The organism is Arthrobacter sp. TmtSoilC79 (assembly GCF_059739405.1).
This window is the reverse complement of record NZ_AP046051.1, coordinates 248,549-271,035: the sequence shown is the minus strand read 5'-3', so window position 1 is coordinate 271,035 and position 22,487 is coordinate 248,549. Positions and strand designations below refer to the sequence as shown.

General features: G+C 64.0%; 25 protein-coding genes and 1 pseudogene. 16 read left to right on the top strand and 10 right to left on the bottom strand.

The window, feature by feature from the left end:
- Positions 1 to 49 precede the first annotated feature (49 nt).
- The 3 genes from AC6JA3_RS01315 to AC6JA3_RS01305 form a co-directional block, all read right to left on the bottom strand.
- The gene (locus AC6JA3_RS01315; RefSeq protein WP_026548520.1) at positions 50 to 850 is read right to left on the bottom strand and encodes a DUF1206 domain-containing protein; all 801 of its coding nucleotides are present in this window, start codon (positions 848 to 850) and stop codon (positions 50 to 52) included.
- 133 nt (positions 851 to 983) lie between these two features.
- Complete coding sequence (locus tag AC6JA3_RS01310) at positions 984 to 1,172, bottom strand: hypothetical protein (protein ID WP_026543066.1); 189 nt, start codon at positions 1,170 to 1,172, stop codon at positions 984 to 986.
- 120 nt (positions 1,173 to 1,292) lie between these two features.
- Positions 1,293 to 3,296 (bottom strand): DUF2264 domain-containing protein, encoded by a 2,004-nt coding sequence (locus AC6JA3_RS01305; protein ID WP_347782396.1) that lies wholly within the window; start codon positions 3,294 to 3,296, stop codon positions 1,293 to 1,295.
- Positions 3,297 to 3,518: 222 nt separating this feature from the next.
- On the opposite strand from AC6JA3_RS01305, the gene AC6JA3_RS01300 reads away from it, so the two are divergent.
- The 14 genes from AC6JA3_RS01300 (at position 3,519) to AC6JA3_RS01235 (ending at position 13,745) form a co-directional block, all read left to right on the top strand.
- Positions 3,519 to 4,052: an Asp23/Gls24 family envelope stress response protein gene (locus AC6JA3_RS01300; protein ID WP_347782395.1), complete on the top strand. Its 534-nt coding sequence runs from the start codon at positions 3,519 to 3,521 to the stop codon at positions 4,050 to 4,052.
- The gene (locus AC6JA3_RS01295) at positions 4,049 to 4,240 is read left to right on the top strand and encodes a DUF2273 domain-containing protein (RefSeq protein ID WP_091553310.1); all 192 of its coding nucleotides are present in this window, start codon (positions 4,049 to 4,051) and stop codon (positions 4,238 to 4,240) included. The genes AC6JA3_RS01300 and AC6JA3_RS01295 overlap by 4 nt, the downstream gene beginning before the upstream one ends.
- Positions 4,237 to 4,761: a hypothetical protein gene (locus tag AC6JA3_RS01290; RefSeq protein ID WP_347782394.1), complete on the top strand. Its 525-nt coding sequence runs from the start codon at positions 4,237 to 4,239 to the stop codon at positions 4,759 to 4,761. The genes AC6JA3_RS01295 and AC6JA3_RS01290 overlap by 4 nt, the downstream gene beginning before the upstream one ends.
- Positions 4,758 to 5,339 carry a hypothetical protein gene (locus AC6JA3_RS01285; RefSeq protein ID WP_347782393.1) on the top strand — a complete coding sequence of 194 codons (582 nt, stop codon included), beginning with the start codon at positions 4,758 to 4,760 and terminating at the stop codon, positions 5,337 to 5,339. The genes AC6JA3_RS01290 and AC6JA3_RS01285 overlap by 4 nt, the downstream gene beginning before the upstream one ends.
- Positions 5,336 to 6,004: a hypothetical protein gene (locus AC6JA3_RS01280; protein ID WP_347782392.1), complete on the top strand. Its 669-nt coding sequence runs from the start codon at positions 5,336 to 5,338 to the stop codon at positions 6,002 to 6,004. The genes AC6JA3_RS01285 and AC6JA3_RS01280 overlap by 4 nt, the downstream gene beginning before the upstream one ends.
- Positions 6,005 to 6,083: 79 nt before the next feature.
- Complete coding sequence (locus AC6JA3_RS01275; protein ID WP_026543072.1) at positions 6,084 to 6,314, top strand: CsbD family protein; 231 nt, start codon at positions 6,084 to 6,086, stop codon at positions 6,312 to 6,314.
- 81 nt (positions 6,315 to 6,395) lie between these two features.
- Positions 6,396 to 6,980, top strand: coding sequence for an RNA polymerase sigma factor (locus AC6JA3_RS01270; RefSeq protein WP_051421027.1), 585 nt, complete (start codon positions 6,396 to 6,398; stop codon positions 6,978 to 6,980).
- Entirely contained in the window at positions 6,977 to 7,582 is a 606-nt protein-coding gene (locus tag AC6JA3_RS01265) for an Asp23/Gls24 family envelope stress response protein (protein WP_026548527.1), read from the top strand. Before AC6JA3_RS01270 ends, AC6JA3_RS01265 begins: the two co-directional genes overlap by 4 nt.
- Positions 7,579 to 8,070, top strand: a complete 492-nt coding sequence (locus tag AC6JA3_RS01260; RefSeq protein ID WP_245232977.1) for a hypothetical protein — start codon at positions 7,579 to 7,581, stop codon at positions 8,068 to 8,070. Before AC6JA3_RS01265 ends, AC6JA3_RS01260 begins: the two co-directional genes overlap by 4 nt.
- A gap of 80 nt (positions 8,071 to 8,150) precedes the next feature.
- Positions 8,151 to 9,254, top strand: coding sequence for a substrate-binding domain-containing protein (locus AC6JA3_RS01255; RefSeq protein ID WP_026548529.1), 1,104 nt, complete (start codon positions 8,151 to 8,153; stop codon positions 9,252 to 9,254).
- Positions 9,255 to 9,504: 250 nt separating this feature from the next.
- The gene (locus tag AC6JA3_RS01250) at positions 9,505 to 10,818 is read left to right on the top strand and encodes an ABC transporter substrate-binding protein (RefSeq protein ID WP_026548530.1); all 1,314 of its coding nucleotides are present in this window, start codon (positions 9,505 to 9,507) and stop codon (positions 10,816 to 10,818) included.
- 55 nt (positions 10,819 to 10,873) lie between these two features.
- Entirely contained in the window at positions 10,874 to 11,836 is a 963-nt protein-coding gene (locus tag AC6JA3_RS01245; protein WP_497919856.1) for a carbohydrate ABC transporter permease, read from the top strand.
- The gene (locus AC6JA3_RS01240) at positions 11,833 to 12,744 is read left to right on the top strand and encodes a carbohydrate ABC transporter permease (protein ID WP_497919854.1); all 912 of its coding nucleotides are present in this window, start codon (positions 11,833 to 11,835) and stop codon (positions 12,742 to 12,744) included. The genes AC6JA3_RS01245 and AC6JA3_RS01240 overlap by 4 nt, the downstream gene beginning before the upstream one ends.
- Complete coding sequence (locus tag AC6JA3_RS01235; protein ID WP_026548533.1) at positions 12,741 to 13,745, top strand: hydroxyacid dehydrogenase; 1,005 nt, start codon at positions 12,741 to 12,743, stop codon at positions 13,743 to 13,745. The genes AC6JA3_RS01240 and AC6JA3_RS01235 overlap by 4 nt, the downstream gene beginning before the upstream one ends.
- 159 nt (positions 13,746 to 13,904) lie before the next feature.
- Here AC6JA3_RS01235 and AC6JA3_RS01230 read toward each other — a convergent pair whose 3' ends face one another.
- The 3 genes from AC6JA3_RS01230 to AC6JA3_RS01220 form a co-directional block, all read right to left on the bottom strand.
- Positions 13,905 to 14,402, bottom strand: a complete 498-nt coding sequence (locus AC6JA3_RS01230) for a hypothetical protein (RefSeq protein WP_026548534.1) — start codon at positions 14,400 to 14,402, stop codon at positions 13,905 to 13,907.
- Between the two features lie 78 nt (positions 14,403 to 14,480).
- Positions 14,481 to 15,386, bottom strand: a complete 906-nt coding sequence (locus AC6JA3_RS01225) for a cation diffusion facilitator family transporter (RefSeq protein WP_026548535.1) — start codon at positions 15,384 to 15,386, stop codon at positions 14,481 to 14,483.
- The gene (locus AC6JA3_RS01220) at positions 15,386 to 15,943 is read right to left on the bottom strand and encodes a DUF998 domain-containing protein (protein ID WP_497920613.1); all 558 of its coding nucleotides are present in this window, start codon (positions 15,941 to 15,943) and stop codon (positions 15,386 to 15,388) included. The genes AC6JA3_RS01225 and AC6JA3_RS01220 overlap by 1 nt, the downstream gene beginning before the upstream one ends.
- Before the next feature lie 443 nt (positions 15,944 to 16,386).
- On the opposite strand from AC6JA3_RS01220, the pseudogene AC6JA3_RS01215 reads away from it, so the two are divergent.
- Positions 16,387 to 16,494 (top strand): annotated as a pseudogene (locus AC6JA3_RS01215) (hypothetical protein); the annotation flags it as partial.
- A gap of 162 nt (positions 16,495 to 16,656) precedes the next feature.
- On the opposite strand, the gene AC6JA3_RS01210 reads toward AC6JA3_RS01215, so the two are convergent.
- The gene (locus AC6JA3_RS01210; RefSeq protein ID WP_245232978.1) at positions 16,657 to 17,121 is read right to left on the bottom strand and encodes a DUF7793 family protein; all 465 of its coding nucleotides are present in this window, start codon (positions 17,119 to 17,121) and stop codon (positions 16,657 to 16,659) included.
- 146 nt (positions 17,122 to 17,267) lie between these two features.
- A complete protein-coding gene (locus tag AC6JA3_RS01205; protein WP_497919853.1) occupies positions 17,268 to 18,695 on the bottom strand; it encodes an MFS transporter in 1,428 nt (475 codons plus the stop codon).
- A gap of 79 nt (positions 18,696 to 18,774) precedes the next feature.
- On the opposite strand from AC6JA3_RS01205, the gene AC6JA3_RS01200 reads away from it, so the two are divergent.
- On the top strand, positions 18,775 to 20,004 hold the full coding sequence (locus AC6JA3_RS01200) for a GAF domain-containing sensor histidine kinase (protein WP_026548537.1): 1,230 nt from the start codon (positions 18,775 to 18,777) through the stop codon (positions 20,002 to 20,004).
- 126 nt (positions 20,005 to 20,130) lie between these two features.
- Here the strand turns inward: AC6JA3_RS01200 and AC6JA3_RS01195 are convergent, their stop codons facing one another.
- Entirely contained in the window at positions 20,131 to 21,525 is a 1,395-nt protein-coding gene (locus tag AC6JA3_RS01195) for a serine/threonine-protein kinase (RefSeq protein WP_026548538.1), read from the bottom strand.
- A gap of 233 nt (positions 21,526 to 21,758) precedes the next feature.
- On the bottom strand, positions 21,759 to 22,400 hold the full coding sequence (locus AC6JA3_RS01190; protein WP_026548539.1) for a TetR/AcrR family transcriptional regulator: 642 nt from the start codon (positions 22,398 to 22,400) through the stop codon (positions 21,759 to 21,761).
- Positions 22,401 to 22,487: the final 87 nt, after the last annotated feature.

Sequence of the window (22,487 nt, the reverse complement as noted above, 5' to 3'; positions counted from 1 at the left end):
AACCCTCCGGGCCGCCTTATTGGAAAACCAAGTCCGCCTTTTCGTACAACTACGTCCGCAGGGTCCGTGCCTTGACCATCAGGAACAGGCCGTAGGCCATCAGGCCCACAGCCACAGCGGCCAGCAAGTACACCCCGTAAGGCTGCTCCCTGAGTGCCTTCAAACTGCCGTCGAGCCCGGTGGACTGTTCAGGTTGGGCGCGCACCGAGGCAATGATTACCAGCAGGCCCACCAGGAAGAGGGCAATCCCCTTGGCGATGTAACCCACTATGCCTACCCCCAGTTGGAATTTCCGTACGGAGGTGTTGGAGGACAAGGTGAGGTCCTTGGTGAATTTCTGTCGGAAGCCGCGCACTGCGAAGACGATGCCCGTGATCGCGATGCCGGCCCCCACAGCCACCAGCAAAAACACGCCAAACGGTGCTTTAAGGAGTGTGACAGTGAAGTCGCTGCTGGACTCCCGGCTGTTCTGGCCCTTGCCTGCAATGAAGGAGACGATCGTGGAGGCGAGTGCGGCGAAGACGATCGCCTGTCCTATTGCGGAGAGTTTCTTAGTGATTTTGTCCGAGCCGTTCCGGTGGCCAAGGATGGCGTTTCCCAGTTGCCACAGCGCCAGTGCTGCGCAGGCGCCGAAGCAGGCCCAGAGCAGGAGCGGGCCGTACGGCTGGCTGGCCAGGGACGTCACGGCCCCGCTGACATCGGCTTCGCCGCTGCTTCCGAACGCCACTTGGAGGGCGATGACCCCAATGAGCACGTGCAGGAGCCCGCTGACCACGTAGCCGCCGCGCGCGACAGCGGCGAAAGCCTGCGAATTCGACGCTTCCTCGGCCACATCGGCGGCCTTCCTCATCTCTTCCTTGATGACAAGTCTCCTTATTTATTGAGCTGTCTCCATCGTCCCTTAAATGAAGCGGGGCAGGTACCTCCCCGATGCTGGAGGTACTGCCCGTTTCAAAACTGCGTGGCTCCCGGGATCTGTAAACCTAGAACCCGACCACTGACTGCGGCCAAATACTGCGCAGGCCCACACCCAGCGGATTGAACTGCTCGCGGACGGCCACCCGCGTCTGGCTGAGGACCTCGCCGGCGTGGCGGACGGCTTCGGCAGAGCCGGATACTGCGTCGTGGACGGCGGTGATGCTCGAGGACTGGGTGGAAATCTGGTCCGTCATTTCGGTGGTCCTTCCTGGAAGCTCCAACAGCTGCGGTGGCTGATGTTTCAACCATCGGATGGAGTCCTCAAGAAGGGCGCCGTCTCATCTCAAGATTTGCTCAAGAATCCCGGCCAGTCCCTAGAAGGCGAACGCCACCTCCAGCGCTTGGCCCGTACCCAGGGTGAGACGGGCACTGACACGCGTGCCGTCGTCGAACACGTCAAAAGCGGTTGAAAGCCCGACGCCGGAAGGCACCCAGGCGGGCGGCTCACCTCCGAGGTACACCAGGGAGACGAAGCAGCTGCGCTCCCCGGTAAGCCGCCCCTCCAGATAGCCGCAGCCAGCGAAGGCGCCAAATGGCGATTCCCCCTCGCCCTGGTAGACGCCGCTGTCCGTGTATCCATGGAGGGGCCAAATCGCGGTGTGCAGCCTGCCATCGGTGAGGACATGGGCGCCATTTCCCCGGGGCAAAGGTGGGTCGGCGGGCACCGGGTGGTGGTCGGCGAGCGCATATCCGCCGTCCCGGACGACGCCACCCGTACCGGCGGGGGCCGAACCGGCGGAAGCCGAACCGGCGGGGGCCGAACCAGAGCCGCCCGAATCAGAGCCGCCCAAACCGGCAGGGGCCGAAACGATGTGGACCCTCAGCTCGTATCCGCCTGCCGCTGCGGTTCCTGTCGCTACCCGCCACGGAGAGCCGGCGTGATCCTGGGAGTCGCTCCACACCGGAGCGTGCCAGCTCGCGGCTTGTCCTGCGCCGGCGGCAAGCCGGTGGATCCGCGAGCGCCGGCTGGGCGTCGCGGCATCATCGAGGATGGCGAAGTGGTTGTCCACGGGGTGCTCGGTGAAGAGCGGAGCGGTGTGGCTTGAGTACGCGAGCCTGCGGTACAGGGGATCGTCCGGTCCGGGGGCATAGTATTTGTCGCTGCCGTGGTTCAGGAGGCGGGCAATGCCGTCCGGGGCGGTGGAGTGAAGCAGGTAGTTGGGCGCTTCGGCATGCTTCAGCCCGTCCACCTCTTCCAACGGCGAGGGCTCCTCAACCGCCGTCCACACCGGGTGGTCAGCGGGCAGGAGCAGCCCCACGAAGGCTTTGGACGTCCAGTAGGGCGACGCCGGGCCGGAGTATTCCTGGGTCATCGGTTCAAAAGCGCCGAGCCACCCCAGTGACGGCAGGCCGCCGTCGTAAGCCCCTGCGTCGAGGAAGTACTTGGCGGCGCCGCTGGCGATCCTGCGGGTTTGGCCCGGGGCGAGCGGCGTGGCGCAGATCGCCTCGCCCATGAAGAGGGGCGCGATGGCTGCGTAGCGGTAGATCAGGGAGCGGCCCTGGAACACCGGGGCGCCGTTGGCGCCGAAGAAGCTGACGTGGTCTTCCAGGAAAGCGGCGAGCCGGCTGCGGGAAATGTCCAGGCGGTGATCGGCCTGTGGATGGCGGCCGGCGGCAAATTCCGCCCACAGGATGGGGTACAGGTGCATGGCCCAGCCACAGTAGTAATCGAAGAAATCTCCGGTGCTCCCGTTGTCTCCATCCCTGTACCAGCCCCCGCCGGCGTACCAGTCATCCAGCCTGTCCAGTCCGTGGTCGATGTGGGTTGCGTTGTGTTCGAACCCTGCACCGGCCAGGAACTCGGCAATCATGACCTGGAAGAGCACCCAGTTGTTGTCCACGCAGGAGCTGCGGGAAGAACCCTGCAGCCAGCCGGCCACCTGCTCCTGCTGCCCTGCGGTAAGGGTGTCCCACAGCCAGGGCTTGGTCAGTTGGAGTCCAAGGACTATCGACGCCGCTTCCACCATGGGCTGGGATCGGTCGGTGATGGGCAGCCACGCTTCACGCCCATCTTTCCGCGTGCCGTGAAGGAGTCCCGTGCGGTAAAGGTCGAGGTGGCCGAAGGGATCCCCACCCTGCTCCCCCGCCACCCGGAACGCGGCCAGCAGGAACGTCCGGGCGAAGCCCTCCAGGCCGTCGGACTCAACGCCCGACGACGACGGGCGGCCGCCCAGCCGGATGGCCGCCTTCAGCGGGGAGAAGTATGGGCGCACCGCAAGGAGTTGCTGATCGGCGAAGGAAAGCCAGTGTTCCCGTGTCCAGCCAGTGATGGGGCTGAGGTTGAAATCCGGGGCGGGCATGGTGAAGCCGATGGACATGGGTCTCCTGCGGGGTAGTTCCAGCGCCACCACCCTAGGGGTGCCTGACACGGCCAGGGGCGAGCTGAACAATACTGAACACGCCCTGTGATGCAGTTCACATAAAGGGGACCGTGAGGAATCGTCGGCTGGCTGCGTCTTCTTCATGACGGCGAAACACACGCCGCAGCGAACCAAGCCGCAATGATCCATCGCAGCTTCCAACCGACAGGACTGATTGCCATGACGACCCAGACGCACACCCCCGCAGACGTTCCGGCCAAGAACACCACGGCAGCGGCCACCAACACTTCCGCAGCTGGTGCCGGCACTCTTGAACTGAACGGCGCCCCGGCAGCGAACGGCGCCCCTGCGAACAAAGGCAAGGACGGCCGTGGAGCCACCACCGTTGCCGACGGTGTCGTGGCCAAGATCGCCGGCATCGCCATCCAGGAAATCCCGGGCGTCCATGCCCTTGGCGGCGGCGCTGCCCGTGCCATTGGCAACCTGCGCGAAAAGGTGGGCCAGAAGGATCTCACCCAGGGCGTCAGCGTCGAGGTCGGCCAGACCCAGGTGGCCGTGGACGTGACCTTGGTTGTTGAGTACCCGCACCCGCTCCAGGAAGTTGCGGACAACGCCCGCGATGCCGTTTACAACGCCATCGAGGACTTGGTGGGCATGGAAGTCACCGAGGTCAACATCACCATCACGGACATCCACGTTCCCTCCGAGGACGCTGAAGCGGACGACGCCGGCCGTGAGCCGAGGGTCGCATGAACCCCACGATCGCCGGCATAGCCATCGGAGCGGTCCTGGCCCTGGCAGGGTTGGCCTTTGGTTTCTGGGGCCTGCTGCTGACGGCTCTCTTCATGGGTGTCGGGGCTGTCCTGGGACGCTCCGCTGAGGGAAAGCTTGACCTGCGCGGCGTACTGGATGCGTTGCGGGGCAAGCGCTCCTCATCATGACGCGGGCCGCAAACGGCAGTGCCAACAAGGACAGTGCCGACAAGGGCAGCGTCAACACGGACAGTGCCGGAATGACACGGGCCGGAATGACACGGGCCGGGCATACCCGCATCACCCAGCAGGCCATCCGGAAGACCTTGGAATCCGTCACAGCCCAGGCGTTCCGGGTGGGGGCGGGCAACGTGGCCGCTGAACTGGAAGACGACGCCGGCAAGCTCGGGGTCAAGGTTTCAGTCAAGCTGTCGCTGCCGTCGCTCCTGGGACCCCGGACCACAACAAGCACTGTCTTCGAACAGGCCCGCGCGGCACGGACACAACTGGTGTCCCGCGGCCTGGAGCTCACTGGTTTGGAAATCGGCAGGGTCGACATCCGGCTCGCCGGAGCCAAGGGACAAGCAGGAAGCAAAGGCCAAACCGGAACCACGGGCAAAACCGAAACCAAGCGACAAGCCGGGGCCAAGAACCAGCCCGGAACCACGGGACAGATCCCGGAACAGCTGAGGGAAGGGAGAGTGCAATGAGCCAGGACCGAACAGTGCGCCGGATGATCCGCCGGGAAACGCACTCGTCTAGGGCTGTCCCGTCGGTCATTTCCGCCTGCATCCTGCTGGTCGTTTGCCTGTGGCTCGCGGTCGAAGCCGTGCTGTGGATCCTCAAGGACCAGCCGCTGCTCGCGAGTCCTGCACAAATGTTCCAGTGGCTGATCGACCTCCCGTCCACCACGCTCCCGGTCGGAATGGCAGCAGCCGGAGCGGGCCTCGGGATCCTGGGATTGGTGCTCCTTGGCGCAGGACTGGGCCGGGGCCGTAAGGCCCGACGTGCCTTGGAAAGCCAGCGCGCCGCAGTGGTGGTGGACGACGACGTGATTGCCGCCGCCGTTTCCAGCACCACCCGGCTTGCCGCCGGCCTCGCCCCAGGACAGGTGACCACCACCGTCGGTGGGCGGTCCGTACGCGTCCAGGCCCGTCCGACGTCGGGCGTTCCACTGGACCTCGGGGCTGTTGCAACAGTGGTCGACGACGAACTGGCCGCCTTCGCGCTGGATCGCCGGGTCACGTCGAGTGTCAGGGTGATGAACCAAGGAGCCGTGGGGCAATGAGGCAGACAAACCGTGCACTGAACCGCATCATTCTTGCCCTCCTGGGTGTTGCTCTCCTGGGCGCCGGTGCCGCAGTCTTCGCGGCCGGAACCCTGTCGGGAGCAGCGGATACGTGGACAACGGTGGCGACATCGGGCCGCGACTACCTCAGGACCCTGGCGGGCACAGCTCCCCTTCCTGACCCCCTCCGGAGCTGGTGGCTGGTGGCAGGAATTGCGGTGCTGCTGGCCGGTGCGGCCCTCAGCGCAGCCTGGCTCGCCACCCAAGGCGGAGGGCGAACTCCGCGCCTCGCAGAACAACTGGACGAACCTTCCGAAGCCGGCGGAGCCCTGGAAGACGCCGAAGCCGAGGGGGCCAACAGCCTTGGCGGGTCCCGCGGCCGGACAGTAGTGGACGTAGGACTGGTTGCGGCAGCCATCCGGGAAGCCCTCAGCACGAACAGGGATGTCCTGGCCACGTCCGTCTCTGCCTGGGAATCACGGCGGGGAACCGCACTCCGGCTCCGCATCGAAGCCCGCAAGGGAAGTTCACCACGGGACCTTGCCAACACAGCAGAAGAACTCATCCGGGAAATAGATGCCCTGCTGGGACATCCAATGCCTGTGCTGGTCCGAATCACCAGCGGCGCCCGAACCCAGGTGTCTGGACCGCGACGAGCCCGGTAAACGAATGGAACGCACTTCTCTCCAACCGAACCATGCGCGGCACCACAGAGCACGCGCACCTCAAAGAAAAGGGAACACCATGGGAATCAACGACAAGATCAACAACGCCGCCACCGAGCACCTTGGCGCTGCCAAGGAAGGCGCCGGGAAACTGACCGGTGACGAGTCGTTGGAGCGCGAAGGCCAGCACGACCAGGCCCAGGCGAAGCTCCAGCAGGCAGGCGAGAAGGTCAAGGACGCTGCCGCCGACATCGGCGACAACATCAAGGAAGCAGCCCAGAAACTCAAAGAGGGCTTCACCAAGAAATAGGCATTTCCAGGGCCGGCTCCGCTACGCTTGCGGGGCCGGCCCCTTTCCACCCTTACCTCCGACTCCCTGGGAAGGCAGAACGTGACTGGTTCACCCACGGCACAGCACCAACTGGACCTCGTTCCCGATGCCTTGCTGGCAGGCCGGGCCGCAGATGGTGACACGGCAGCTTTCGAAGCCTTGGCACGCCGGCATGGCCCCTTGATGCGTGCCACCGCCCGCCGATTGACCGGTAGCCTGGCGGACGCCGATGATGTGGTCCAGGAAACGTTGGTGCAGGCCTGGAAGCAGTTGGACACCCTTCGGGAGCCCGCGGCCGTCAAAGGCTGGCTGTTGAGGATCGTGGGCAGCCGCAGCATCGACCACCTCCGGAAACGACGCAATCATGTGGAGTTGGACACTGCGGAAAACCAACTCGACGACACGCCCCGGACGAAGGCCCAGGATCCCGAAAACAACGCTGTCAATGCCTCGCGGGTAGAGGCCCTCAAAGCCGCGCTCGCCGCACTCCCCGAGGAGCAACGGCGCTGTTGGGTCCTCAAGGAATTCAATGACCAGAGCTATGAGGAGATTGCGCTGACGTTGAACATCAGCCCAGCCAGTGTCCGCGGCCGGTTGGCCCGGGCACGGATCACGCTTGCACGCACTATGGAGGAATGGCGATGAACACCCCCAGCGACACCCTCGAATGCGGGCATAGCCTTGCCGATCTCAGCGCCTACCTGGACACGGGACAGATTGACGATCCCGCCCACCTGGAGATGTGCCCCGAATGCCAGTCCGCGTTGGCCTCCCTGCGCCGGCTCACCGAGCTCGGCGGCGACCTGCTCCGCTCCGATGTTGCAGACGCCGGCTCAGGCACGGACGACTGGATGCAGTCCATCCTGGACAATTTGCACTTGGAACTGCGGCCGGGACGGAACATCCCTTTGAAGGCCGAACACCCTGATGACACGCTGTGGGAAACCGAGGGAGCTGTTTCAGCCCTGATCCGGTCCGTGGCGGACGCACTTCCAGGGACTGCAGCCGGCAAGTGCCGGCTGCGGGGAGATGTCACCACAGTGGGCGCCCTGATCACCGTGGAAGTGGAAATTGCCGTGGTGTATGGCCACTCCATGGAAGAACGGGCCGCCACCCTTCGCGACGAGTTGGCAAAGACCCTGGCCGTCCAGACTGAACTGAACATCCAGGCAATCGACATCACGGTGACTGATGTCCTTGAACCACTCAGCACCACTGACCCGCTGAACACGGAGGACCAGCCATGACGGAGTTTTTGGAAGCTGCGGACATGCCGCCCACAACCGGCCCGGGATCCCGGCCTGCAGCAAGGCCGGAATCCCGCACGGCAGCAGGGCCGGAATCCCGCACGGCAGCAGGGCAGGGAGCCGCGCCCGTAACAGGACCCGTAACCGCACCCACGGCGTCTGCAATCCCCGCACCGGCCGCGGTTACGGTCCTGGCTGAGGAACTGCTCGGCGTAGTCCAGGCCTTGGACGGCGTCCACGCGGTATATCCGGCCCAGCCGCTGTGGCAGTCCATAGCCGGCGCGGCCATAGCCGCCGTCACCGGTGAGGCACTTCCCCTGATCGGGCTGGTCGAAACCGCCGAGGTCCTGGCGGTGAAAGTCCGGATCGGCGTGGATGCGTCGCGCCCGGCTCCGGTCGTAACCCGTGAAGCAGCCGCGGCAATCCGCCAGCACCTGCTCCCCCGGCCCGCCGTCGTCGAGATTTCGGTGGTGAAACTGGACAGTTAGTCGTTGTTGGTCCACGCCGCCGGGTTCTGGTTCATAATGAACAAACTGAACACAAGTGAACTGGATAGGCGGACATCTGCATGCTGACCGAGGATCGTCAACAGCTCATCCTGAGGGAACTGGCCTTGAACGGCTCCCTCAACGCCAGCGAGTTCGCGGCGAAACTGGGCACCTCGGGGATGACCGTTCGCCGGGACCTTGCTGTTCTCGCCGGGCAAGGACTGCTGGAACGCGTCCATGGCGGCGCCATCGCGGTGAACGGAAAAACTCCGGCAGGGCAGGCAACCCGGCCCTCAACGTCCTGGCGGCCGGGCGGGAGGAGGCCTTTGGCGACCATCGGGATGATCGTACCGTCGGCGTCGTACTACTTCCCAGGCGTCATCCGCGGCGCAGAAGCGGCGGCGCAGGAAGCCGGCGTCCGGCTGGTGCTGGGTGTCACCAACTATTCCGACGCCGAGGAGCGACGACAGCTGCGGCGGCTGTACGAACACGGCGTTGACGGCATCCTCATCACACCCAGTGCACAATCCCTGGCCGGAACCGAAACGCTGGACCTGCTGGCAGAGGCCGGGGTGCCGGTGGTTGTAGTGGAGCGGTCCATTGACGACGCGCTGGATCACGGCAGGCTCGAAGCGGTGCGGAGCGACCACGTCCGCGGTGCGGAGATCGCCGTGAACCACCTGCTGGGCCTTGGCCACCAAAAGATTGCCATCTGCTTGCGTGAAAACAGTCCTACGGCTCCGCAGCTCATCGACGGCTTCCACCTTGCCATGCAGCGCGCCGGGCACACCCGGGACGAGACGATGGTACGGGCCATGTCCCGCGCCCAAAACGACCCCCAAGCCCACAGGGAACTGGTGGACCGCATCCTGGATTGGTGCGCTTCAGCGCAAGTGACGGCAGCTGTTGTCCACACAGACGAGGACGCACTCCAGTTCGTCAGCGCCTGCCTTGAGCGGCAGATCCGAGTGCCTGAGGACTTTGCAATCGTCTCCTACGACGACGAGATTGCAGCCCTCGGCGCCGTACCGCTCACCGCCGTGGCACCGCCGAAATACGACGTCGGCCACCAGGCTTTGGTGATGTGCTTGAGCCGAATCGGGGCGCGGCGCGGAAGCACCTCGGCGTTGCAACGGGTCAACCTGTCCCCGGCCCTGGAAGTCCGCGGCTCCACGCAGCTGTAGTTCCTGCCGGGCTCCTCCCCAAGCCCCACACCCCCGAGTCAACTCCGCCCACCGGCACGCCGAGATGGCAGTTAATCCCAATGTTGGGCGCCAACATTGTCCTTAAGTGCCACCTCGGCGGGGCGCCGATCTGTTTACTTCTGTTCAGTTTATTGATGATGTTCACTTTTGTGGATTTCATAGTGCCTAGTCCGTAAGTGCCCCGGAGCACACCACGACTTTCGCATCGTGAACTTCAAAGGAGAACAGAATGAAGCGTCGCCAGCTTCTGCTTGGAGCAGCCAGCCTCATGGCCACTGCTGCACTCGTCACCGGCTGTGGCAGTACCCCGGCCGCCACGCCAAACCCCACCCCCGTGGAAGACCCCAGCGGCAACATCACGTTCTGGTCCTCCATGGCCGGCATGGACAAAGTGGCAGAGGCCTTCAACGCCAGCCAGGACAAGATCAAGGTCACCTTCGAAACCATTCCCAACGGCGGCGCCGGCGGTTATGCGAAGCTCTCCACTGCCATCACCGCAGGCAACGGTCCGGATGTTGCCACCATCGAATACCCGCAGTTGCCCCAGTTCGTGAGCAACGGCCAGCTCCAGCCGCTGGACGGCTACATCAACAAGGCTGAAACCGTGGACAAACTCACGGACGAGACCAAAGCTTTGGTGCAGTTCGGCGAGCAGACCTACGCACTTCCCTACGATGCTGCACCGATGATCATGTGGTACCGCAAGGACATGCTGGACAAGGCCGGCGTTTCCACGCCCAAGACCTGGCAGGAATTCGAGGATGCCGGCAGGAAGCTCAAGGCCGTTGCCCCCGAAGCACACCTGGCCAGCTTCAACCCGAACGAGGCCGCGCTCACCGCCGCACTGTCCTGGCAGGCCGGCGGCAAGTGGTTCGGCACCGAAGGCGACAGCTGGAAGGTGGGTGTCAACGACGAGCCCACCAAGAAGGTCGCCACCTACTGGCAGAAACTGATCGACCAGAAGATCGTCAAGGTCCAGCAGTCCTTCAGCGACGAGTGGTCCGCAGACCTGGCGAGCGGCGCCGTCGTCGGAGTCCTGGGCGCCAACTGGAGCGCCACCGGTATCCAGAAACGGACCGAGGCCAGCGGCCAGAAGGGGCAGTGGATCGCCGCCGAAGTCCCCAACTGGGGCACTCCTGCTGACGCGTTCTACGGCGGTTCCAGTTTCAACATCACCAAGAGCAGCAAGAATCCGGCCGCAGCGGCCAAGTTCATCGAGTTCCTCGCCACCAGCAAGGAGGCCGTCACTGCCCGCGGCAACACCGGCTCCGCCTTCCTCGCCTTCCCGGGCCTGACGCCCGTGGCGCAGAAAGCCTTTGATGCCAGCTACTTCGGCAACGACATCTATGAAGTCTTCGGCAAGGCCTATTCCACCATCACCCCGGGTTGGCAGTGGGGCCCCAACTGGGACATCACCAACACCGCACTCAAGGACGCCTACGGCACGCTGACCAGCGGCGGCAAGGTACTCGACGCCGTCGATACCGCCCAGGACGCAACAGTGGCCGGACTCAAGCAGAACGGTCTCTCCGTCAAGGAGTAGGCCCGCAAGGTGGGGCGGCCCAACCAAGGCCGCCCTGCCAGCGAGGAGAATCATCATGGCCAACCCGTCCACAACACCAGCGATGTCCGCAGAAGCCACCGACGTCGGACTTCCGCTCCCCCGCAAGCCCCGGGCCATGTCCGGAACCGGCGGCCGCACCGCTGCCCTCTTCCTGACCCCCTTCTTCACGATCTTCGCTCTCGCCATGGTGGCACCGGTGATCTATGCAATCGTGCTCAGCTTCTTCGCCCAGCAGAAATCCGGACTCGGCTTCGGTGAGGCCAAGACCGCGTTCGTAGGCCTGGAAAACTACCTCCAGGTCCTGCAGTCCGAGAGCTTCGTGGGCGGTATCGGGCGCCTCGCCCTGTACTGCCTGATCTACATTCCCTGCATGGTGGGCGGCGCCCTGGCATTCGCGCTTTTGCTCGACGCTGCCGTGGCACGGGCCAGGAAACTGTTCCAGTTGCTCGTCTTCCTCCCCCACGCAGTCCCCGGAGTTATTGCCGCGCTGATCTGGGCCTACCTCTACACTCCCGGCGTGAGTCCGATCGTCTCCGTCCTGGAAACCGGTGGAATCTCGCTGAACTTCCTGGACAACCAGCTGATCCTGCCGTCCATCGTGAACATCGCCGTCTGGGAATGGACGGGCTACAACGTGATCGTGCTGTTCACCGCGCTCCAAGCCGTACCGCGGGAAACCCTGGAAGCCGCGCGCGTGGACGGGGCAGGCGAAATCCGGGCGGCCGTCAGCATCAAGCTCCCCCTGATCCTGCCCGCGTTGAGCGTCATCATGCTCTTCACGGTGATCGGCACGCTCCAACTCTTCACGGAGCCTTCCATCATCTCGAAGGCCACAGCCTCGGTCACCAGCACGTGGGTGCCCAACATGTGGGCCTACGACGCCGCGTTCAACCGCCACAACCTCAACCAGGCCGCGGCGGCCTCCATCATCATCGCGCTCATGGCGGCAGTCCTTTCATGGGCCGTGACGCGCTTCAGCTCAAGGAACACAGCATGAGCACCGCCACGATCTCCCGCACCGCCAGCCAAACTCCCATGCCAGCACAAAGCAGGCGCCGGCGCGCCCGTAACGGCAGCTTCGCGAGTACGTTCACCGTGAACGCGCTGCTGATCCTGGGCTGCGCCTACATGGTGCTTCCCGTGGTGTGGCTGTTCTTCGCCTCAACCAAGAACACCGCGGACCTGTACGGAACCGCCGCCTACGCGTTCGGTGAGCCGGCCTTCTTGGAGAACGTTATGGCAGTCCTGAACCAGGACGGCGGGATGTTCCTCCGGTGGAAGGCGAACTCCATGTTCTACGCCGCTTTCGGAGCAATTCTTGGCGGCCTCATCTCCGTGATGGCCGGTTACGCGTTCGACAAATTCCAGTTCCGTGGAAAGGACTCGTTCTTCGGGATTGTCCTGGTGGGCGTGCTGATTCCCAACACGGCCACGGTTCTCCCCATGTATCTGTTGGCCTCCGTTTTCGGCATCACCAACACCATCTGGGCCATCCTCATTCCGGTGCTCTGCAACCCGTTCGGCGTCTACCTGGCCAGGGTGTACTCGGCGGCCTACGTTCCCGCCGAGACCTTGGAAGCTGCCCGCGTTGATGGGGCCGGGCCCATCCGGTCCTTCTTCTCCCTGGGCCTTCCCATGATGATGCCCGGGTACATCACCATCGCCCTGTTCCAGTTTGTGGGCGTGTGGAACAACTTCATGCTGCCCTTGGTGATGCTCCAGGACCAGAAGTTGCTGCCGGTCAGCGTCGGCATCTCCATTTGGCAGGGGTATTCCATCCCTCAACCGGAGTTCACGCCCATGGTCATTACGGGCTCGCTGCTTTCGATCATTCCGTTGCTGCTGGCGTTCATCATGCTGCAGCGCTTCTGGAAATCGGGTCTCACGGCAGGGAGTGTCAAGTGAGGTTGAATGTTGCCCTGGCCATGCCGGCCCACACCGCGCGGGCGGTGTTTCCCTCCAGGAGCCTGGATCCCCTGGAGCCGGCGCTGACACTGTTGAGCCGGGACCCCATCGAGGACTTCACGACGCCGGATGGCCGCGCCGTGTTGTCAGAGGCGGACATCCTCATCACCGGCTGGGGCTGTCCGATGATCGACCACGCTGTCCTGGACGCTGCACCCCGGCTCCGCTATGTACTCCATGCCGCCGGCAGCGTGAAACACCACGTCGGAGATGCCTGCTGGGAACGCGGCCTCCAAGTCAGCTCGGCTGCGGACGCCAACGCCATCCCGGTTGCCGAGTACACCGTGGCCATGATTATCCTCGCCAACAAACGCGTGCTGCAGATCGCCCGCGCCCTGCACACCACCCGCGCCGATGTCCTGGCCGAGCAACTTTTCCCGGACATGGGCAACTACCGCAAGCGCGTAGGAATCATCGGAGCCTCGAAGATCGGCAGGCACGTGATCAGGTTGCTGGCACCCTACGATCTGGAAGTGGTGGTTGCCGATCCCTACCTTTCCCCCGAGGAAGCGGAAGTCCTCGGCGTCGGACTCGTCAGCCTGGAGGAGTTGGTAGCCCACAGTGATGTGGTCAGCCTCCACGCGCCGTCGCTGCCGTCCACCAGGAACCTCATGGACGCCGGGTTGATCGAGCGGATGCAGCCGGGCGCTACCTTCATCAACACCTCCCGCGGCGAACTCGTGGACCAGGATGCGCTGCTCGCCAGGGTGGAACGCGGCGACCTCTACGCGATCCTTGACGTGACCACCCCGTGGGTGCTGCCTGCCGGCTCCCGCTTCTATACGCACCCCAACGTACTGCTCACCCCGCACGTGGCGGGGTCCCTGGGCAATGAGTTGGAGCGCATGGCGGCGAGCGCAGTGAATGAGGCGCTGCGGTTGTCCCGTGGGGAGGCCCTGCAGTACCCGGTGAAACTGGAGGACCTGGCGTTTATGGCGTGAGCGCCGTACACGTACTGCCAGCAGCGCAGCCAACAGCGCGGCCAACAGCGCGGCCAGCAGCGCGGCCAGCAGCGCAAAGCGACAAACCGTAAAGGCGAACAAGCGCACGACGGCGACCTGCCGCCGTCGTGCGCTTGTTGCCTTTTAGCTGTTGCTTCCTTAGCGGGCGTCCTTCTTTGCCTGGCGCTGGGCGCCTTGGGACTGGCTGGAGGCATCGCGCTTCACGCCACCGGTGGTCTTCTGGTGGGAACGGGCGCGGCCCGAATCCGTGGCTGGCTTGGCGCCTCCCCCCGAGGACCCAGGTCCAGTGGACTTGCCCGCGCTGGCTCGTTCCAGCCGTTCGTCCTTCAAGGCCTCGGCAGCTTCATGGGCCTGGCGCGCCAGTTCCGTGCTGACAATCGAGAGTGCCTCTTCGAACACGAACGCCCGGGCACGTGCCTTGTCTGACTTGTTCGACGCAGCTCCGCGGCCGCCGGCTTCCAGGACCTCGTCAGCGGCTTTGCGTCGATAGTTGGTGGTGTATTTGTTGCGGGCCCGCCGCACCCGTTTGTGCAGTTGCAGCAGGCCTTCCTCATCGAGGAGCTCAAGCCTGGCTGGCTCCAATTCGCGAATCAAATCAAGTTGATCTTGCTTCAACACCCACAGATATTGGTCCATTTGCCGATACTTGCACACCTCCCGGACGAGGGGTAGGGGGTTTGGGAGTTCTCATCCGAAGCGGGGGATGGCATTGGATCACTCGAAGAGTTCCGGGGCCGCCGTGAGGGCAACGTAAGCCCACACGTCCAGGCCCAAAGGCTCCAATGCTTCAGCAACAGCCCTGCGGACGGCGTCTTCCTCGCCCACGCTCCACTCGGATCCGGACACCACAAAATCAACCTCAACGTACAGCTTCCGCCCTACCTTCCCGGACCGGATGAGCGGTTCCTGCAGCCCGTATTCCGCCCGGACGCCCTGTATCGCTTGGGTGATGGCGGCGTCCAACTCTTTGGACGGCGCACCTTCGAGGAGCTCGTTCAACCCGGTCCGGATCAACCCGATGGGGATGTACGCCAGGATCAGGCAGGCCAGCAGGACCAGGACCGGGTCAACGTAGAGGGCAACATCGTTCAGCCCAAGGCCCTGCAGGACCAATGCCACCCCCGCGCCCAGGAGCATCATGACGCTGAGGATGGCCCCCGCCCGCCATTGCGCGATTTCAGCCACCACCAGGTCCGAGTCCGGTGCCGCCCGCCGCATCCACGCGGCCACCCCGAATCCAATGGCCGCCGTGGCAGCCCCATAGATGGCGATGATCGCGGCGCTGACCGGAGAACCGCCGTCGCGTATGACCACCACGGCATCGCCCGCTGCCACCAGCAACGTCCCCGCCACCGCCAGGCCTTGGATGAGCACTACCAGCGGAGTCAGGGCGTCACGGCCAAAGGGGAAACGGCGCGTGGGGCCGCCGGCAGAAGCGGAAGATGCCTTGAGGGAGATCGCGGTGAGCACCAGCCCAATGCCCATGTAGGCGCCGTCGAACACAATGATTCTTGTCCCGCTGAGCATCCCCAACACCAGGGCCCCTGCGGCCGACACAGCGGAGACCCACAAAGAAGCCCGCAACGCGCGCCGCTCGGCCCCCAACTGCACGGTCGGCATCAGTCGTTCCGGGTGGCGAGGGCGTCCAGCAAGCGGATGAAGACAGCGATCCAGCCATAGATGATCACGAACGCAATGAGCTCGAATGCCGTGAGGTTGAAGTAACCCACCGGGTAGAACAGCACCAGCGACACGATCAGGGCCGCGAGGAAACTGCCGCACACCAGGAAGAACCGGCGGGGCAGGCCCCGGAGGATGAAGGGCGAGGCAAGGAGCAGCAGGATGAACACCACCGCCATCCCGGAGGCGAACAAGGTATGGATCAGGAAGCTGACGGACAACGGGACCACGCCCACCCCTGCCAGCAACAACCCCATGGCCACGAACGCACCCGAGCAAAGTCCTGCGCTCCAAGGCCTGACCAGTACGCCCTGGGCGATGAGGGAACGCAAATCACGGTCCAAATAGACGGCGAAGGTGGTGATGAAGAATCCGGCCACGATCAGCGACAGATTAAAGAGTCCACTGGACGCCCCGCCCACAGTGCCGAGCTGGCTGAAGTGGTACTCCCACCATTTGGGATCCTGCGAAGTCGCCATGCTGGCCACGATGCTCATCACCATGAACAGGACCAGGAGACCGGACAGTTTGCGGGTGCTGATGTCGTACACCGACAGGTAAATCCAGTAGGCAGCCAGGCCTGACACGACTGCCATCCCCACGGTGGCCGCATAGATATCCACGGTGAGCCCCTGGAAGCTGCGCTGCAGAAGAAGGAAAACCGCGACAGTTGCGATCGCTGCGATCAGGGCATGGACCAAGGCCACCGTTGAGGCGTCCACAATGAATTTCCAGGCCGGCAGGCCAAGCCGCCAGTGCTGATCCGGCTGATACCGCGACCGCCAGTACCCGATATACGCCGAGGCCAACCCCAGCACCAGAACAGCGCCCGCAGACACGAGTCCCAAGGAGACGCCGCCCCATAAGGGAGGGGTACGGCCAAAGAAAATGAGCAATCCTGCGAGCCCGGCCACCACTGCGGCGGAAGAAGCAGCCAGAAGTGCCTCGGACTCGTTGGCCAGGCGGCGGTGCTGGGAACCGGGAAGTGCTGAACCGGGCTGTGCTGAACCGGGCTGTGCTGAACCGGGCTGTATTGAACTGGGCTGTATTGAACCGGGCTGTGCTGAACCGGGCTGTATTGAACTGGGCTGTATTGAACCGGGCTGTGCTGAATCCGGCGGTGTTGGACCCTCGCTGGGCGGGCCTGCCAGCGCTGGCGGGTCCGCGGGTACTGCCGCCGAAGCGGCAGGGATGCCCGACGCCGGTTCGGTCACGGCGCGGTTCTTCCGACGGAGCCGCTCCGGTCCTCGTGCGGGTCCTCCTGCGGGTTCCCTCGCGCTTTCTGCTGCGCGCCTCGGCCATCTTCCTCCGGAGAGAGCCGAAGCCAGGCTCTAGCTTCAGCAGCAGAAGTGAAGAATTGGGTGGGGCAAGGTGGCTCTTGGACCGCCAATTGGTAGTCGGCGAGCATGCGGTCCACCGGGTTGTTTCCCAGAAGGGCTATCCTCGAGGCAGCACAGGGCTCAACAAAAACATCGCGGGCGGCGCGGCTGAGGTGGGCGGTCTCGGCCATGGTCACCAAGAGCGGATACCTGCTGCCGGCAGCGAGATCATTGACGGCCTCGACGGCGGCACGGGCGTTGGCGGCCTCGATCCGCACGCCGGGTTTCCACGCCAGGAACATGATGTCTTCCGGTTCGAACCCGATGACGTAATCGCAATGGTCCTGCTGAGCCATGGAAGCATCTCCCTCTCTGCGGCCCTGGCCAGGGCGACACGATCTGACTCAACCCTGCACCCCGGGACAATCACCCTGTCTCATCCAAAAAGAATGATCTTTGGGTGCGCTGACGGTTGAAGTCCCGTCCGAGCCGCCCAGGCCACTCAGCCCGCAGCGGATTCTTCCGCCGCCGATCCCGCCGCCGATCCAGCCGACTCTTCCGCCGCCGTCGTCGCATACGAGGCCGAGACGCGTCGGTAAACCGGAGTCAGGAAGGCGAGCAGCGCCACGGCAATCATGATGAGGCCCGCGGCCAGGAAGACCAAGGCGATGCCACGGGAAATCCCTTCTCCCAGCAGCGGTTCCAGTTGTGCTGCGCCCTCGGATGACCGTGCGTAGGGGATGATCCAGAACTGGGCGATCGGAGCGATGAGGAAGGCGGTGATGGGTGCAGCCGCGGACTCGAACGCCATGGCGAAGCCAAACACCCGCCCTTGCCGGGGCAAGGGAACCACCTTTTGGATGACGGTTTGTTCGGCCGCCTCCACTACGGGAACCAAGGCCATGTACAGCCAGATTCCTGCGATGTAGAGCCAGGCCCACTCCCGCACGGTGAACAGTGCACCGATCAAGCCCATGAGCATCACTGCAATCAACATGGTGCGCAAGGGGTTGGAGCCGAGTCCGAACTTGCCAATCAAGGCGCCGCCAACAACAAACCCCGTGGCTCCCACGGCAAAGACAGTTCCCCACATTTCCACGGAGAACATTTCCAGTCCGTAAGGATCCATCAGGGCCATGTAGACCCCGCCAATGAAGTTGTTGAACGTTGAGAAGAGGATCAGGGCAAACAGTCCGGATATCGCCATGACTGCAGCCCAGGAACCTCGCAGGTCGAATCCGCCTTCCGCGTCGGAGGCCGCTGCCCGTACTTCCTCGGGCATCCGCAGCGTGAGGAGATGCGCGAAGGCCACTGCGGTGAGCACCAGGGCCACAACCACGGTCCACCCCATGCCCAGCAGCCCCACGGACAACCCGGATAGCACCGAGGTCACAATGAACATGAGCCCTTGCACCATGCCCACCAGACCGTTTGCGTTGGGCCGGCGGTCGGGTTCGATCAGGATGGTGACCGTGGTGGACAGTGCGATGTTGCGCATGTTCTCCACCACAGCACCTATCAGGATGATCATGGTGAAGATCCAGAACCAGGGCTGCGTCAGGTCCAGCAGCGCTTCTTCGGGCGTCAGCAGGAACATGATCCCGGACAGGACGAACATCACCAGGGTGAACATGGCCGCGAAGCGCATCACGGCCAGTTTCCGGTACCGGTCCACGAAGGTGCCGAAGCTGATGCTGGAGAGCGCGATCAACAACATGTACGCACCGCCGATCACCCCTGTGGCGATCACGTTGCGGGATTCCAGATACACCCAAAAGGTCAACGCGAACCAGAGATAGCTCGTGGTGATATTGGCGATCGCCGTGTTGATCAGGATCCCGGTGAAGGTGCGGGACCTTTGTGCCGGGGTTCGTACGGAGAGATCGATGGTGTCAGTAGACGCGGCGGTGGACGGTTCCTGCTCGGTCATGCGATCCAGTAAACCACCGGGTCCAACGGCCCGGTAGTATCGGCAGGTAATTGACGAAACTCTTGGGGGATTGTTTTTTATGACGGAAATTCAGGGGCAGCTGTCTTTCACGAAGGACGCAGCCAGGGACTTGGAACTGCAGGAGTATGGGCTTGATCCCGCCGTGGATTCCACGCTCCTGCCCAATGCCGCCGTCATGAGTGCCCTGCAGAACCTCGTGAGGCTCGCCACCGAGCTGTGCGGCGCACCGTTTGGCGTGGTCAACATCATCAGTGCCGAGTACCAACACCAGATCGGCGCGTGGGGCGTGGACCCGGGGGTGTGCTCCCGTGAAGACTCCATGTGCGCCAAGGTATTCCTCTCCCGCGAGAGGACCGTGGTGGCGGATGCGTCCAAGGACCCCCGCTTCGCAGACAATCCTTTTGTTACCGGCGAGATCGGCGATGTCCGCTTTTACGCCTCAGTTCCCCTGCAAACAGAGTCCGGGTTCGTCCCCGGAACCCTGTGCGTTTTCTCGGACAAGACCAAGGAGTTGACCCCTGAACAGGTCAGCATGCTGGAAGTCCTGGCCAAGCAGGTAGTGGAGTTGCTTGAACTTCAGCACCGCACCGTCCAGTTGGACCGTACCTATTCCGAGTTGCGGGAAAGCAACGCGAAACTCGCCGGCTTTGCGGGCCGCGTCAGCCATGATCTCCGCATCCCCCTGACCACCATCCTCGGCTACGTGGAACTGGTGGAGGACGACCCCGACGTCGAACCCCAAAGCACCGCTGCACAGTACCTGGACCGGATAGGTGCCAGCGGCCGCCGAATGCTGGGCATGCTCGAGGACGTCCTGAGCTACTCCCGCGTGGGTGGCGGCATCCAGCCGGTCACGGTGTCACTGCGCGAGGTAGCCCAAGAGGTTGCCCGTGACCTCGGCATCGAGAACGATGACGTTGTGGACGTCCAGGAGCTCCGGCTTCAGGCGGACCGCGGGCAGCTCCGCACCCTGCTGCAGAACCTCGTTTCGAATGCCATGAACTACCGCAGCCCGGATCGTGAGCTGCGGGTCCGGATCAGCGGGGTTTCGAACTATCACGGCGCCACTGTCTTCGTTGCGGACAACGGCAAGGGCATCGCCCCGGAGGACCGCGCAAAGGTCCTGGAACCCTTGGTACGCCTGCGCAGGCAGGGTGACGGCCCCGGCTCAGGTCTCGGCCTGGCTACCTGCAGCAGCATCGCGAAAGCACACGGCGGCGACCTCACCCTGGCAGAAACTCCCGGCGGCGGTACAACAGTGGCCGTCAGTTTCCCCTCCGGAAGCTGACCCCGGCCAGCGCGTTCAGGGTCGCCGAACTGACAGAATTGACGAACTGACAGGGTCGCCGAACTGACAGAACGTAACGCACGACGGCGGCAGGTCGCCGTCGTGCGTTAATCAACGGTGATTGGGCTACTTGCCGTTGCCCTTGCCGCTTTCGGACTTCTTGCCGCTCTTGCCCTCGCTCTTTTGAGCTGCGAGTTCCTTGCCGCCGAGGGGCGCTTGTTCGACGACCGGCTGACCGGCAGGCACCGTGCCAAGTTCCGGCTGGGTGGTCTCGGGAAGGTTGACGACCTCGGCCGGGCCCGGATCCGCGGCTTTTGGAGCGGCGGGGGCGGTTGCCGAGGGCCCAGGTCCTTTGGGCGCATCCGGGGCGGTTCCCGCAGGGTCCCGGGTCACTTCGGGTGTGGCGGGTTGGGGGTCGGCCTGGGAGATTCCGGGGTCGGCGGGTTGTGACGGATCGGGCGTATTGCCTGCCAATCCAATGCCCTGGGCCAGCAGCAACAGGGCGATTGGAATGGTCACAGCTGCCGCCGCCACGCCCCGCACCGTCTTGGGACGGCGCTTGGTGAAGCTCTGGATGCTGGTGATGGTGGCTTGCTTCCGGGTCGCTGAGCGCAGCGGGCCCTGAGGGGGCACCGCCGTCAGCACTGCAGTCCTGCGCCCGGTTTGAATCCCGTCCGCGGCAAGCGACTGTTCCACCTCTTGAGCGGCCGGGCGCTTTTCGGGATCCATGTCGGTCATGGCTTCCAGGAGCGAGCGCAACGGGGCGGGCAGATCCAGGGGTATTTGGGGCGCGCGGTGGAGGCGGGCCGACGCCGTTTCGATGGGCGTCCCAGGGTATTCCGCCCTACCCGTAAGGCATTCGAGCAGAACCAGGCCCAACGAGTAGATGTCGCTCGCCGGGGTCAGATGCAGGCCCTGGGCCTGTTCGGGGCTCAGGTACTGGGCCGTACCCACGGTGAACCCGGTGGCAGTCAGGCGGTGGTCGTTCATCACCAGCGCCACACCGAAGTCCGCCAGCTTTACAGACCCACCCAGTACGTCGTCGTCGGAGACCAGGATGTTGGCCGGCTTGATGTCGCGGTGGATGACACCTTTGGCGTGGACTTGTGAAAGAGCACCGGCCAGCCGGGTTCCGATGCGTGCGGTCTCCGGAATGGTGAGGGGTCCCTCGGAGAGCATGGCACGCAGATCGCGGCCTTCGGCCAGTTCCATGACCAGGTAGGCGCGCTCTTCGTCATTCCTCGTGTCCACCCCGGCATCCAACGCTGCCACCAGCCCGGGGTGGTCGAAGGCGGCCAGCAACCGCATTTCGTTTTCCTGCCGGGCCCGGAATGAGTCGTCGCCGGAGCCGGGGAGGAAGATCTTGATGGCTACATCGCGGCCGAGCAGCAGGTCTGTTGCCTTGTAAACGGCAGACATGGCGCCCCGACCCAGCACGGGTCCCAACTGGTAGCGGCCGTCCAGTGTGTCGTCGATGGAATCGGGGACACGGGAGTCCACGGCCTCGTCATTGTTGCCCACGAAATGTCACGTCCTTCAGGCATACCTGGAGCCGCGGACCCAACCACTGTCCTTGCGTCACCAAGCAATGCCGTCAATCAAACTTTCACGATGGCCGCGCGGCCAATCTGCTTCAGCCACGTGCGGCCCAGGCAAGGAGCCCAAACAGCATCATCCGGTTTCACCAGATAAGTTATCAGGATACTGATTAAATCGCTGGAAGAACAATGGGGGCAGCTGCATTGCGGCCGATGTCAGGCCTCGCGCAACCGATCCACCGCCGCCCGCAACTTGCCCGCGGGCACGCCCAGGGTCCATTCGGCAACGTCGGTGACGAACCGCGTAAACGCTTCATAATCAAAGGAGCCGGGGTTGTTGGCGTAGGAGCCGACGCCGTCGATCGCCACCCAGATCCGGATGCAGGCTGCGAATGGATCGTCGACGGCGAAGTCACCCGACGCCCGGCCATCTTCAATGAGCGCGGTCAGCCGGGTTCGGTCCAGATGCTCCTGCGACAGCATGGCCTCGGCCAACGCGGGAGTAAAGCGGCAGAGGTGCCTCGCGTTGAGCCATAGCCGGGTCAACGCAAAGGCCCCGTTGCCTTCGATGCGTGAAACCAAATGGGCCATGCGGTGCAGGGGAGTTCCGTCGTCGGGAAACAACTCTTCCCGCTCCTCCGAAACGGCGAGGACAAAGGCTGCAACCACCAGGTCTTCGGCGGCCGGATAGTAATGGCTGATCAGGCCGGGCCGGACACCAAGCCGGTCCGCGACGGCGCGGAGGGTAATCCGCTCGAGCCCCTCGGCCAAGGCAATGGACGCGGCCTCGGAAAGGATTTCTGCGCGGCGCTCGTCAGGTAATTTCCGGACACGTTGGGGCGGGGGGCTTGACACCATGATCGACAGTCTATTGGATTAGTGACCAATAGCACGTTGGTCACGCGACCAATAGCATCACCGGGCCGGTATCCCATCGTCGTGAGC